General features: G+C 48.6%; 14 protein-coding genes. 11 read left to right on the top strand and 3 right to left on the bottom strand.

Translation table 11 applies throughout. From position 1 onward, the window contains the following. Positions 1 to 10 precede the first annotated feature (10 nt). The 10 genes from paaC to F905_RS03835 all read left to right on the top strand — a co-directional run bounded on the left by paaC (position 11) and on the right by F905_RS03835 (position 9,790). Complete coding sequence (paaC, locus tag F905_RS03790) at positions 11 to 766, top strand: 1,2-phenylacetyl-CoA epoxidase subunit PaaC (protein WP_005177355.1); 756 nt, start codon at positions 11 to 13, stop codon at positions 764 to 766. A gap of 28 nt (positions 767 to 794) precedes the next feature. Further along, entirely contained in the window at positions 795 to 1,295 is a 501-nt protein-coding gene (paaD, locus tag F905_RS03795) for a 1,2-phenylacetyl-CoA epoxidase subunit PaaD (RefSeq protein WP_005177356.1), read from the top strand. Positions 1,296 to 1,334: 39 nt separating this feature from the next. Then, entirely contained in the window at positions 1,335 to 2,393 is a 1,059-nt protein-coding gene (gene paaE, locus F905_RS03800) for a 1,2-phenylacetyl-CoA epoxidase subunit PaaE (RefSeq protein WP_005177359.1), read from the top strand. Between the two features lie 24 nt (positions 2,394 to 2,417). Beyond that, positions 2,418 to 3,188 carry an enoyl-CoA hydratase-related protein gene (locus F905_RS03805; protein ID WP_005177367.1) on the top strand — a complete coding sequence of 257 codons (771 nt, stop codon included), beginning with the start codon at positions 2,418 to 2,420 and terminating at the stop codon, positions 3,186 to 3,188. Continuing rightward, on the top strand, positions 3,188 to 3,979 hold the full coding sequence (paaG, locus tag F905_RS03810) for a 2-(1,2-epoxy-1,2-dihydrophenyl)acetyl-CoA isomerase PaaG (RefSeq protein ID WP_005177370.1): 792 nt from the start codon (positions 3,188 to 3,190) through the stop codon (positions 3,977 to 3,979). Before F905_RS03805 ends, paaG begins: the two co-directional genes overlap by 1 nt. 2 nt (positions 3,980 to 3,981) lie before the next feature. Next, positions 3,982 to 5,535: a 3-hydroxyacyl-CoA dehydrogenase gene (locus F905_RS03815; protein WP_005177373.1), complete on the top strand. Its 1,554-nt coding sequence runs from the start codon at positions 3,982 to 3,984 to the stop codon at positions 5,533 to 5,535. Between the two features lie 14 nt (positions 5,536 to 5,549). Further along, on the top strand, positions 5,550 to 6,776 hold the full coding sequence (gene pcaF / locus F905_RS03820) for a 3-oxoadipyl-CoA thiolase (protein ID WP_005177375.1): 1,227 nt from the start codon (positions 5,550 to 5,552) through the stop codon (positions 6,774 to 6,776). 43 nt (positions 6,777 to 6,819) lie between these two features. Next, the gene (paaK, locus tag F905_RS03825) at positions 6,820 to 8,112 is read left to right on the top strand and encodes a phenylacetate--CoA ligase PaaK (protein WP_005177377.1); all 1,293 of its coding nucleotides are present in this window, start codon (positions 6,820 to 6,822) and stop codon (positions 8,110 to 8,112) included. Between the two features lie 60 nt (positions 8,113 to 8,172). Then, a complete protein-coding gene (gene paaX / locus F905_RS03830) occupies positions 8,173 to 9,120 on the top strand; it encodes a phenylacetic acid degradation operon negative regulatory protein PaaX (RefSeq protein ID WP_005177380.1) in 948 nt (315 codons plus the stop codon). Between the two features lie 70 nt (positions 9,121 to 9,190). Next, positions 9,191 to 9,790: a hypothetical protein gene (locus F905_RS03835; protein WP_005177381.1), complete on the top strand. Its 600-nt coding sequence runs from the start codon at positions 9,191 to 9,193 to the stop codon at positions 9,788 to 9,790. A gap of 107 nt (positions 9,791 to 9,897) precedes the next feature. Here F905_RS03835 and F905_RS03840 read toward each other — a convergent pair whose 3' ends face one another. Next, positions 9,898 to 11,532, bottom strand: coding sequence for a long-chain-fatty-acid--CoA ligase (locus F905_RS03840; RefSeq protein WP_005177382.1), 1,635 nt, complete (start codon positions 11,530 to 11,532; stop codon positions 9,898 to 9,900). Between the two features lie 662 nt (positions 11,533 to 12,194). On the opposite strand from F905_RS03840, the gene F905_RS03845 reads away from it, so the two are divergent. Beyond that, positions 12,195 to 12,404 (top strand): hypothetical protein, encoded by a 210-nt coding sequence (locus F905_RS03845; RefSeq protein WP_005177384.1) that lies wholly within the window; start codon positions 12,195 to 12,197, stop codon positions 12,402 to 12,404. A 43-nt stretch (positions 12,405 to 12,447) separates the two neighbouring features. Here the strand turns inward: F905_RS03845 and bioB are convergent, their stop codons facing one another. Next, a complete protein-coding gene (bioB, locus tag F905_RS03850; RefSeq protein ID WP_005177385.1) occupies positions 12,448 to 13,449 on the bottom strand; it encodes a biotin synthase BioB in 1,002 nt (333 codons plus the stop codon). Between the two features lie 143 nt (positions 13,450 to 13,592). Further along, a complete protein-coding gene (locus F905_RS03855) occupies positions 13,593 to 13,808 on the bottom strand; it encodes a hypothetical protein (RefSeq protein WP_005177388.1) in 216 nt (71 codons plus the stop codon). Positions 13,809 to 13,839: the final 31 nt, after the last annotated feature.

The raw sequence follows: 13,839 nt of genomic DNA on the forward strand, positions 1-13,839 counted from the left end.
GAGCAGTACAATGAATCAAACTGTATTAGCACAATTTCTCCTGCATGTGGGCGATAGCCAGCTGATTTTATCGCACCGTCTGGCCGAGTGGTGTGGCCATGCGCCGGAACTGGAGCTGGACATTGCACTGGCCAATATCGGTCTGGACCTGCTCGGTCAGGCACGTACCGCTTTAAGTCTGGCTGGTGAGATTGAAGGTTTGGGCCGTGATGAAGACAAACTGGCTTATTTCCGCACCGAACGTGAATACCGCAACCTGTTGTTATGTGAACAGCCGAATGGTGACTTTGCCCAGACCATGGTACGCCAATGGTTAATGGATCTGTATCACCTAGAACTGTTTACAGCTTTAAGCCAGAGCCAGCAGGCCGATGTCGCTGCTTTTGCGGTGAAATCTTTAAAAGAAGTCAAATATCATTTGCGTTTTTCTACCACCTGGATGGAGCGCTTAAGTCTGGGCACTGCCGAAGCGCATGAGAAAACCCAGCAGGGTTTGAACCAGTTATGGCGTTTTACTGCAGAGCTGTTTGAACAGACCGCAGATGAGCAGCAGCTGGTCGCACAGGGCATTTTACCAGACTTTGCACCTTTAAAAGCCGCCTGGACGGCACAGGTACAGACCGAACTGCAACGTTTTGGCCTGAGCCTGCCAGACACGGGTGCGTATCGTAGCGGTGCCAAACAGGGCCTGCATACCGAACACCTGGGCTTTATTCTGGCCGAACTGCAATATATGCAGCGTTCCTATCCAAATATGGCCTGGTAATTCAGCTTGATCACAGGGAGTGAGTCGCATGAATTTAATTCGACATTGTCTAGATGAATGCTGGGATGCGCTGGCGCAGGTGTCTGATCCGGAAATTCCAGTGCTGTCGGTGCTGGATCTGGGCATGATTCGCGGCGTTGAACTCAACGCGCAAGATGAAATTGTGGTGCGACTGACCCCGACCTATAGCGGCTGTCCGGCCACCGATCTGCTTAAAGATGAAATTACCGCGGCGTTTCAAAGTAAAGGTCTAACCCCGGTTCAGGTGGTGGTGGATTTATCGGAAGCCTGGACCACCGACTGGATGAGCGAAACCGGCAAGCAGAAGCTGCAGCAGTACGGCATTGCACCGCCACAAGGCCAGTCACATCAATGTGGTACGCATGTGGCGCTCAGTGATGGCATTCGCTGTCCACACTGTCATAGCCAGCAGACCAAATTATTAAGCGAATTCAGTTCCACAGCCTGCAAAGCCTTATACAAGTGTCAGGACTGTCTTGAACCGTTTGACTATTTCAAATGTATATAAGCATGACAAGCATCGTCGGCATGCAAGAGGGATTTTCACATGAGCCAATTTATACCTTTAACCATTAAATCAATTCAGCCACAAACCGAACAGGCCATCTGTATTGCCTTTGATCTGGCACCTGAACAGGCCGATTTATTCCAGTATCAGCCGGGGCAGCATCTTACCATACGTCATTTGACCGAGCAGGGTGAAATCCGTCGTTGTTATTCAATTTGCAGTGATCGTGCTGAAGACATGAGCATTGCCATCAAGAAAATTGATCAGGGCCAGTTTTCGACCTGGGCTAATGAACATCTTAAAGCCGGTGATGTACTGGAAGTGATGCCACCACAAGGCGTATTTTTTCAAAAAGCAGCCAAAACTGGCGGCCAGAATTATCTTGGCTTTGCTGCTGGTAGCGGCATTACCCCAATTTTGTCGATTGTGAAATCGGTGCTGAACCATCAGCCGGGTGCGCATTTTACCTTGGTTTATGGTAACCGTTCCTGGAAACAGACCATGTTCTCGGAACAGATCATGGATTTAAAAGACCGTTATAAAGAGCGTCTACAACTGGTCAATGTTTTCTCGCGTGAACTGAATGACAGCCAGTTACTCAATGGCCGGATTGATGCGGAAAAACTGCAACAGCTGTTTCAGGCCGGTTTAATTCATTCCCAGTTCGATCACTGCTTTGCCTGTGGCCCGGAAGAGATGATGAATGCAGTGGAAACAGTGTTACCAGAACTGGGCATCGAGCGCAGCAAAATTCACACCGAGCGTTTTAATACCGGCACTGCACCGAAAGCCAGCGCGGCACAAATTGAAAGCCGTAGCGAAGAGAAGGTTAATATTATTCTCGATGGCCGTGAGCTGATTGTCGACGTTTCCAAACAGGATGACAGCATTCTCGATGCCGCCTTACGTGCCGGTGCTGACTTGCCTTATGCCTGTAAAGGTGGGGTCTGTGCGACCTGTAAATGCAAGGTGCTGGAAGGTGAGGTCGAAATGGCCATCAACTACAGCCTGGAAGAAGATGAAGTGGCCAAAGGCTATGTGCTGAGCTGTCAGGCACGTCCGACCAGTGCCAATGTGCGCTTGAGTTTTGACGAATAAGCAGCGGACAGGGAGTCACAAGCCATGGATTATTTAAAAAGCAGTCTGGCTGCGCCGGGTGTGGTGTTAATTGAACTGAACCGCCCGGAAAAGCGTAATGCCTTGAACAATGCCACCTTAAAAGAACTGGCTGATCATCTGCAGCAGCTGGATGCAGATTCCAGTGTAAAAGCCGTGGTGATTACCGGCAATCCGCAATGTTTTGCTGCCGGCGCAGATTTAAATGAACTGGCGCAACTGGATGTGGTGAGCATCCAGCAGGATCAGCGTCCATTGCTGTGGAAAGGCATTGATGAGTTTTCCAAGCCACTGATTATGGCGGTCAATGGTTATGCACTGGGGGCAGGTTTTGAACTGGCCCTGCATGGCGACATGATCATCACCGGTGAAAATGCCCAGTTTGCACTCCCTGAAATTGGTTTGGGCATGTTACCAGGCGCCGGTGGGACCCAGCGTTTGGCGCGTCTGGTCGGACAGCAACTGGTGATGCGCTGGGCCATGACCGGAGAGATGGTCTCCGCCACGACCGCCTTGCAACACGGCATTAGCAGTCAGGTCTGTCCAAGCGGCCTTACGGTGCAATATGCACTGGAACTGGCAACAAAAATTGCAGCGCAGGCACCACTGGCTATCCGTGCCATCAAACAGTCCTTAAAGTCGATTCATGAAGTGACCTTGAGCCAGGGCCTCAAATTAGAACGTCAACATTTTGTCTGGCTGGCCGCGACCCAAGACCGTCAGGAAGGCATTCAGGCATTTTTAGAAAAAAGAAAACCGGAATTTAGAGGTGTGTAATGGATTACCAAACAATTATTGTCGAAGAAAAAAATGCAGTGGGCTATTTGACCTTTAACCGTCCGAAGCAGCTCAACAGTTTTAATGAAACCATGCATCAGGAAGTGTCCAAGGTTATGAAGGCCTGGGCCAAAGACAGCAAGATTCGCGCGGTGGTCATTTCTGCCGAAGGTCGTGGTTTCTGTGCCGGACAGGATTTGAATGACCGCGTGGTCGATCCGAATGCCGATGCACCAGATTTAGGCCTGTCAATTGAAAAATATTACAACCCTTTAATCAAGCTGATTACCGATATGCCCAAACCGGTGCTGTGCGCAGTCAATGGGGTTGCGGCCGGTGCTGGTGCCAATATTGCTTTGGCCTGTGACATTGTACTGGCGGCAAAATCGGCGTCTTTTATTCAGGCTTTCTGCCGTTTAGGTCTGGTTCCGGATTCTGGCGGCACCTGGTTCCTGCCGCGTCTGGTTGGCCGTGCCCAAGCCATGGGGCTGGCCATGCTGGGTGATAAAGTCAGCGCAGAACAGGCGCTGCAACTGGGCATGATCTGGCAGGTGGTAGAAGATGATCAGCTGAAAGCCGAAGCCGGGAAAATGGCCGAGCATTTAGCCAAACAGCCGACCTATGGCCTGTCCTTAATTAAAAAAGCCATTCATGCTGCAGCCGACAATAATCTGGATGAACAGCTCATTCTGGAACGTGACCTGCAGCGTCTGGCCGGCCGTTCAAGTGATTATAAAGAAGGCGTCCAAGCCTTTATGCAAAAACGCACACCGCAATATACAGGATGCTAATCATGGAACAACTTTGTTTACAGCAGGCCCGTGTCGCGGTGATTGGTGCCGGCACCATGGGCATTGGTATTGCACAATTGGCGGCGATGCATGGCCATCCAACCCAGCTGTTTGATGTGGATGTGCAAAAATCTGAGGCTGCTTTGGCACAATTAAAAAACCAGCTGGAAAAACGTGTCGCGGCCGGGAAAATGACAGCGCAGCTGTTACAGCAAACGCTGGCCAATTTAACGATTGCTAGTGATCTTCAGGCACTGGCGAATGCACAACTGGTGGTCGAAGCCATTGTGGAAAAGAAAGAGGTCAAACAAGCGCTGTTTCAGCAACTGGCGGCACTGTGTCCAGCGGAAACTATTTTTGCCTCCAACACCTCATCCATTTCTATTACTGCCATTGCCGCGACAATTCCACAGCCTGAGCGTGTGGTCGGACTGCACTTTTTTAATCCGGCACCGGTAATGAAACTGGTAGAAATTATTCGTGGTCTGAAAACCTCAGCCCAGATTGCACAGGCATTGTTCAGCCTGATGCAAAGTTGGAACAAAGTGCCAGTGACGGCCAAATCAACTCCGGGTTTCATTGTCAACCGGGTAGCGCGTCCTTATTATGCAGAAGCTTTTCGTGCCTTACAGGAAAATGTCACCACGCCTGAACAATTGGATTTTATCATGCGTGAATGTGGCCGCTTTGCCATGGGGCCATGTGAACTGACCGACTTAATCGGGCAGGATGTCAATTTTTCCGTGACCCAAAGCGTGTATCAGGAATTCTTTTATGAGCCGCGCTATCGTCCGTCTTTAATCCAGAAAGAACTGGTGGATGCCGGCTGTTTCGGCCGTAAAAGCGGGCAGGGTTTTTATGATTATCGTCAGGCTGAACGTTCACCGGCCTATCGTTTGCCGGCCATGCCGAGCGTTGCACCGGGTGAACTTGAGATTGAGGTCAATGGGAGCTGGTCACATTCTAGCGGCTTGATCTCGCGGATTCAGGCTGCCTCACAGCTGAAAGTACAGTGTCAGCCACAGGCAGATGAAGAGATTGTACTAGGTGATGTACGCCTGCGTTTAAGCCGCGGTGAATCGGTCGAGCTGGACTATAGCAAGGACAAAGTGGTGCTGATGGACTGGCATGCTGACTGGAATGCAGCACAGGCACTACCAATCGTGGCATCACCGGCCTGTAACGCAGCCGATATCGCCAAAGTCGAGCAGTTTTTTGCCGCGATTGATCTGATACCAATCTGGACTAAAGATCATGCAGGTCTGTATGTGCTGCGTACCATTTCCATGCTGGTGAATGAAGCCAGTGAAGCAGTGCTGCATGCTATAGCAACCGAACAAGATATTGATTCAGCAATGAAATATGGTGTGAATTATCCGCAAGGTCCATTCCAGTGGGCAGAAAAAATTGGATATAACACTATTTTACAAATTTTGAAAAATATGTATCGTATTTATGCTGAAGAACGCTACCGTTGTAGTATATATTTAAGCAAGAAGGCTGCACAGGAACGTACGCAGTCAGAGCAAGAATTAGAATTTCGCCAAGCAGGCTAAGGAAACCACAGGACATGGAACAGGTATTTATTTGCGATGGAATTCGCACCCCAATTGGCCGTTATGCCGGTGCACTCAGCAGCATCCGTGCAGATGACCTGGCTGCCTTGCCAATACAGTATTTAAAAGCCCAGCATCCTGAACTGCCTTGGCAGGAACTGGATGAGGTGATTTTAGGCTGTGCCAATCAGGCTGGTGAAGATAACCGTAATGTGGCGCGTATGGCTGCCTTGCTGGCCGGCATGCCGGACAATGTCGCGGGCATTACCCTAAACCGTCTTTGTGCTTCAGGTTTAGATGCGGTTGCCACAGGCGCGCGTATGATCAAGGCCGGTGAAGCGCGGTTTGTACTGGCCGGTGGGGTTGAGTCCATGAGCCGTGCACCTTTTGTCCAGTCCAAACCGGAAACCGCTTTTAGCCGCACCCCGGAAATTTTTGATACCACCATCGGCTGGCGCTTTATTAACCCGAAATTTAAAGCGCAGTTTGGTGTTGACAGCATGCCGGAAACCGCCGAGAACGTTGCAGAAAAATACCAGATTCATCGTGCCGATCAGGATCTGTTTGCCTATCGTAGCCAGCAGAAAACTGCAGTGGCCCAGCAAAACGGAATTCTGGCCGAAGAAATTATGCCGGTTGAAATTAAAGACCGTAAGAAAAACAGCATCATCTTCCAGACCGATGAGCATCCACGTGCTGACACCACGCTGGAGGCTTTAGGCAGCCTGAAAACCCCGTTTCGTAAAGAAGGTGGTTCAGTCACTGCTGGTAATGCTTCCGGGATAAATGATGGCGCTGCCTGTGTCATGCTGGCCAATCAGGCTTTTGTCGATCAGCATCAGCTCAAGCCTTTGGCAAAAGTGGTGGCTTCGGCCAGTGCCGGTGTTGAAGCTAAATATATGGGCATTGGGCCGGTGCCGGCGGTACGTAAAGTACTGGCGCTGACCGGGCTAACCCTGGACCAGATGGATATCATTGAGTTGAACGAGGCCTTCGCCGCACAGGCACTGGCGGTGACCCGTGAACTGGGCTTGCAGGATGATGATGCCCGGGTCAATCCAAATGGCGGCGCGATTGCCTTGGGACATCCACTCGGGATGAGTGGAACGCGTCTGGTGATTACCGCCATGAAAGAATTAAAACGTCGTCAAGGGAAATATGCACTGTGCACCATGTGTGTCGGTGTGGGCCAGGGCGTGGCCATGATTATCGAAAATGTGGATGAGGACACATCCAAGTAAAAAATACAGCACTCAATCAGGATGATTGAAAAGGAGTAATAAGATGAATAACAATGCAATGGAAAAAATCGAAACTGTTTCAATCGATGAGTTACGTAGCATCCAGCTGCAACGCATGAAAAAAACGCTGCAGCATGCCTACCAGAACAGCCCGGTGTATCAAAAGAAGTTTGATGAAGCAGGGGTCCATCCTGATGATTTCAACACTTTGGAAGATCTGGCCAAATTCCCGTTTACCACCAAACAAGATTTACGTGACAACTATCCGTTTGGCATGTTTGCCGTGCCACAGGAACAGATTGTGCGTGTGCATGCCTCATCAGGCACCACCGGCCAGCCGACCGTGGTTGGGTATACCCAGCAGGATATTCAGACCTGGTCAGATGTGGTAGCACGTTCCTTACGTGCAGCCGGTTTAAGTGCCAAAGATACCATTCAGGTGTCCTATGGTTATGGTCTGTTTACCGGCGGTTTGGGTGCGCATTATGGCGTAGAGCGTTTGGGTGCCACGGTTATTCCAATGTCGGGTGGCCAAACCGAGCGTCAGGCGCAGCTGATTCATGACTTTAAGCCCACCGCTTTAATGGTTACGCCATCTTACTGCCTGAATATTATTGAAGCGCTGGAAAAGAAATTTGGCACAGCCAAAGACTGTTCTATCCGTACCGGTATTTTTGGTGCCGAGCCGTGGACCAATGAAATGCGCAAGGAAATTGAAGAGCGCTTGGGCATTGATGCACTGGATATTTATGGCCTGTCCGAAGTAATGGGACCAGGTGTGGCAATGGAATGTCTGGAAAGCAAAGACGGCCCAACCATCTGGGAAGATCATTTCTATCCAGAAATTATCAATCCGGAAACCGGTGAAGTCCTGCCAGATGGTGAGCTGGGCGAGCTGGTCTTTACCACCATCACCAAAGAAGGCATGCCGGTGATCCGTTACCGTACCCGTGACCTGACCCGTCTGTTACCTGGCACGGCACGCACCATGCGTCGTATGGACAAAATCGTTGGACGCAGCGATGATATGATGATTATCCGCGGTGTGAACGTGTTCCCGTCACAAATTGAAGAGCAGATTTTACATATTCCGCAGCTGATTCCGAATTATCAGATTCATATTTGTAAACAGGGGCACCTCGACACATTGCATATTCAGGCAGAAATGCGTAAAGATACCAATGATGTTATGGCGCACCAGTTGGCCGGGCAGTTAAAAGCCCAGATTAAAACCATGGTGGGCATTAGCGTGACGGTGGATGTGTTGCCGGAAGGTAGTCTGCCACGCTCAGAAGGTAAGGCGCAGCGGGTATTTGATATCCGAAAGTCTGCATAGGTTCAGTGGGCGATTGACTGCGGTCAATTGCCCTCACAAACAGGGTGTGAATACATCGCAATGAATCCAAAACTAAAACAAAGTATTGATGATTTTATTCAGCATGAAGCCTTAAGTGGCACATCGCTGATTATGACCGTATTTGGTGACTGTATTTTTCATCGCGGTGGGATTATCAGTCTGGCCAGCCTGATCCAGCTGATGGATGTGTTTGGCCTGAATGAACGTTCGGTACGTACCGCCGTATTTCGTCTGGTACAAAACGGCTGGTTGGTATCGGAAAAAATTGGCCGCACCAGTTATTACCGTATTACCGAAAACAGCCGTCAGCGTTTTATTATGGCGGACCAGAAAATTTACAGCTTCCAGCACAAGGAATGGGATCAGAAATGGGATCTGGTACTGCTCAGTTCGGTCGAGCTGGAAAATAAAGCCATTTTAAAGAAAGAACTGGAATGGCTCGGTTTTGCCAATATTGCCACCAACGTGATGGCTTATCCGGGTTGTGATCATCTGAAACTGCAAAATCTGCTACTGAATCTGCAAATGACCGATCAGGTGGTGATCTTTAAAGCTGAAACCTTGCAGTTATGGCAGGAGTCGTATCCAACCATTAAACGCATGGTGGCAACCAACTGGCCGGTGCCTGAACTGCATCAGCGTTATGAAAAATTCATGGGTGATTTCCGTGAATTTCTGAATCTGGTTGATGCCGAAGATGAACTGGACCCGGTACAGGCCTTCCAGATCCGGATTTTGCTGATTCATCAGTATCGCCGGATTTTGCTGAAAGATCCGAACCTGCCGTTTGAGCTGCTGCCATCGGACTGGTTATCGCTGAATGCACGCAACTTAAGTAGCAACCTGTATCAGCGTGTGGTCAGTGCCGGAGAAGAATTCTTTATGGAACTGGCGCGCACGTCGGAAGGTTCAATGCCACCGGCGCATCCGCAATTCTTCAAGCGTTTTGGCGGTATTAAAATAGAAGAACCCAGCTCATTGGCTTGAGCTTATTCATAGAGCTTCCTTGCCTCGTGGTGGGGAAGCATCTACTCCGCTTATTTTAAAGGAATAAAATATGCCGTGTTACTCCATTGATGGTGTGATTCCTGTGGTGCATCCGCAGGCTTATGTGCATCCAACTGCTGTACTTATTGGTGATGTGATTATTGAAGCCGGGGCTTATATTGGCCCATTTGCTGCCTTACGTGCCGACTTTGGCCGAATCCATATTCAGCAGAATGCCAATGTGCAGGATTCCTGTACCGTGCATGGTTTTCCAGACAGCGTGACGCTGGTAGAAGAATATGGCCATATCGGACATGGGGCAATTTTGCATGGCTGCATCATTCGTAAAAACGTACTGGTTGGCATGAATAGCGTGATTTTGGATGAAGCGGAAATTGGTGAAAATACCATTATTGGCGCCAACAGTACCGTGAAAGCCAAAGCCCAGATTCCGGCCAATGTCCTGGCACTTGGCAGTCCGGCTAAGGTGGTGCGGCCACTGGAAGACAAGGAAATTGCCTGGAAACGTCATGGCACCCAGCAATATATTGAACTGACTGCACGCTGTCTGCAGAGCATGCACGAGGTTGAGCCATTGCCTGAACAAACTGCCTCACGCCGTACCTATCGCGATTTTTCCGCCGAGCATGTGATTAAAAAACAGGCTTAAGTGAATATAAAAACCTGTGATCTTTAGGTATATCGCATTGTTGATCCCATAAAAAAGCGCTGAATCTATCAGCGCTTTTTCTATCTTATCTCTACATAGACCAATATTTACACGGGCGCTTCCATCAACACCTGACCATATTGTTCGCGTAAATCTTTTTTCAGCATTTTGCCGGTCCCGCTGAGCGGAATACTGTCAACAAAAATAACTTTATCGGGAATCTGCCATTTGGCCACCTTATCGGCATAATAATCCAGTAGTTCGCTTTCGGTAATCTGGCTGTCCGGCACTTTCATGGCAATCACTACCGGACGTTCATCCCATTTTGGATGGCTGGCGGCAATCACTGCGGCCATGGCAATTTCCGGATGGCACATGGCCAGATTTTCCAGTTCTACCGATGAAATCCATTCACCACCCGATTTAATCAGGTCTTTAGAACGGTCACTAATGTGCAGGAAACCATCACTGTTCAAGCTGGCAATATCACCGGTATCGAACCAGCCATCACTGGTCAGGGCAGATTCCTCTTTGCCAAAGTAACGCTCGATAATCCAGTGGCCTTTAATCTGTAAATTGCCAGTGGTCTGGCCATCACGTGGTAGCAAGTCGGTGCCTTTTTCTGCCGAAGCCAGACGTAAATCCACCCCAAATGGCGGACGACCTTGAGACAGGCGTAGCTGGGTTTTCTCCTCCGGACTGAGCAGTTCATGCTTGGCTTTGAGCTGGTTGGCAGAACCCAGCGGACTGGTTTCAGTCATGCCCCAGGCATGAATGGTGTCGCAGTTATACTGCTCTTTAAAGGTTTTCAGCATCGCTGGCGGGCAGGCTGAACCACCAACCACATTGCGGTTCATGCTTTCCAGTGTGCTGCCAGACTGTTTGGCTGCGGCCAGTAAACCTTGCCAGATGGTTGGTACCCCCAAGGCCACGGTGACTTTATAATTATCAATTAGCTGTACCAGACTGGCACCGTCCAGCCCTGGTCCCGGCAACACCAGGGTTGAGCCAACCATCGCCGCAGCATAAGGCGTGCCCCAGGCATTGACATGGAACATTGGAACCACGGGCAGCATTACATCTTTGGCCGATAAATTCAGGGAGTCGGGCAGGCTGATGCCATAACTGTGCAATAAGGTCGAACGGTGGCTGTAGAGCACGCCTTTTGGATTACCAGTGGTGCCTGAGGTGTAGCACAGGGAACTGGCCATATTCTCATCCAGTTCTGGCCAGTCAAATGTCTTGGACTGGGCGGCAATCAAATCATCATAAAACTGAACTTCAGGCAATTTTTCCCGGACCGCATCATCCGGTGCATCCAGACAGATAAAATGCTCCACCTGCGGCAAATGCTGTTTGACCCCGACAATTAGCGGCAGGAAGGTTTTATCAAAAATTACCACCCGGTCCTGGGCATCATTAATAATAAAAATCAGCTGTTCAGGAAACAGACGCGGGTTAATGGTATGGCAGACCAGACCACTCCCGGAAATTGCATACCAGCTTTCCAGGTGACGATGATTGTTCCAGGCAATGGTCGCCACACGGTCACTCTGCTCTAGGCCCAAGGCCTGCAGTGCATTGGCAAAGCGTTTGGCATTCTCTGCCACAGCGGCCCAGTCGGTGCTGCTCATACTGCCATCGGTATTTTTTGAAATGATGGGTGTATCGCCATGATAGCGTGCTGCATGTTCAATCAGCGAGCTAATCAATAACGGTTGATACATCATACGTCCAAGCATGTTGATATCCTTATTCCATTTTTTGTTGTTTAAATAATGTCTTGTTTCTTGATTACTTTTCCGAGGCATCATTGCCGAAAAAGGCTGTTTTTTCATCCTAAACACTTGCGTGATGAAATCAAGAGGGGATTACAAAAAATCTGTTTTGCACCAGTTTTAAACCCAAAAATGCGCTAGCTATTTGAATATAGAGTAAAAGATTCAATAATTATGATGAATGACGTTCAAAAGAAGTCCTTGAAATAACACTTGATCTTTTTAAAAAATGTGTTAAAAAATGAGTATAACCAATTTTGGTTATGCTTGTTTCAGGATGAAATAAGCGGCAAGAAGCTGAATGAAAAAATAATCAAAAATAGGAGTGTTAGGATGCTTCAATTATTAAAAAACTTTTTCTGCTTACATATTTATGAATATGAGCAAATGGAGGAAATTGGTGCGCATATTGAGTGTCGTAAGTGTGGGGCCAATAAATCATAGAGGGGATCAAACCAGATTCAACAAAGAAGTGGGCTAGACCCACTTCTTTTTTGTTTATACACTGCATCAACATTTGCGCAGGCTCATCTCCGCCTTTAAATATTTAAATCTCATTCCAAGCTGCTTTATTTACTGCCGTTTCAGGCTAAAATCCTGTCATCTCTCTATAACTGAATGTGCACATGGCCAAAGATTTTAATGCCCCGACCTATATTGTAGATGATCAGCTCAGCGATACCTTGGCCTGGTTGTGTCAGCATCAGGACTGTTTTGATGCCTTCCATTTTGATGTCATCCAGCAGGAACTCACGGTTTATCATGCCAATGGTGCCGATCTGATTAAACCGGGTATGTATCTGAATGCCAATTATGGCCTGTTAATTACCTCATAAAAAAAAGCCCATCCAGAAGATGGGCTTTTTCGTGTGATGCGGATTAAACAGCCATCGCATCTACCGACAGTTCCTGAACGGTCGGTTTGGCTTTTTCCGCCACCAGTCCCAGTTTCTGGAACAGTTGACGGTCTTTACCTTCACCGGCATTTGGGGTGGTTAGCAGTTTTTCACCCGAGAACAGCGAGTTGGCACCGGCCATAAAAGCCAGGGCCTGATCTGAATCGGATAAAGATTCACGACCGGCAGACAGGCGGATATAACTGGTTGGCATGATAATGCGCGCCACGGCAATGGTACGAATCCATTCGGTGACATCGAGTTTTTCTACATCGGCCAGTGGTGTACCTTCAATTGGCACCAGCATGTTAATCGGTACAGATTCCGGATGAATCGGCAAGGTGGCCAGTTCATGTAACAGGCCAATCCGGTCCTGAGTATCTTCACCTAAACCGACAATACCGCCGCTACAGACTTTCATGCCGGCATTACGCACATGCTCTAGGGTATTTAAACGGTCATCGAAGCTGCGGGTACTAATAATATTGGCATAGTATTCGCGCGAAGTATCGAGGTTATGGTTGTAATAATCCAGGCCGGCATCTTTCAGGCGTTCTGCCTGAGACTGGTTCAGCATACCCAGCGTCATACAGGTTTCCAGACCCAGCGCTTTTACTTCACGCACCATTTCCAGCACATAAGGCATATCGCGTTCATGCGGATTGCGCCACGCTGCGCCCATACAAAAACGTGAAGAACCTGATTCCAGCGCTTCCTTGGCTTCCTGAATCACTTTTTCAACGGCAATACGTTTTTCAGCTTCCAGCTGTGAATCATAATGAGCCGATTGAGAGCAGTATTTGCAGTCTTCCGGGCATTTACCGGTTTTAATCGAGAGTAAGGTACTCACCTGAATGGTATTGGCAGCAAAATGCTCACGATGTACACGCTGCGCCTCAAAAACCAAATCTAAAAACGGTTGCTGATAAAGTGCCTCAATTTCTTCACGAGACCAATCATTACGTACCGGACGCATACTGTTCATAAGTCTGTCCCTAATTATCCATATTTTGCATACTGCATATTAAGCAAAAGCAGCAGGCGCTTCATTAGCAAAATATGACGTAATCCAAAAACAAAGTCCACCTGAAGTGGACTTTGTTGAGTGAGGGAACATGAACTTCAGCATTATTCACGATGGTTGCCGTGCATGTTCTGGTTTTGCAGATCGGCACGGTGCTGTTTATTCAGCATCCGGTCATCCTGTTCATGCTGGTTGTTTTTAGGGCTATCAATAGGCCCTTGGGGTTGCTGCTGTTGCTGTTTTAAATGTTCAGTCTGCTGTTCAAGTTCCTGCTTTTGCTGTTGTTTCTGCTGCTGTTGGTTTTTATGATGCGTTTGCATAATAAATTCCTCCTGATGACAACATCTTTTC

Source organism: Acinetobacter sp. CIP 53.82, from assembly GCF_000369465.1.
Taxonomy (GTDB): domain Bacteria; phylum Pseudomonadota; class Gammaproteobacteria; order Pseudomonadales; family Moraxellaceae; genus Acinetobacter; species Acinetobacter indicus.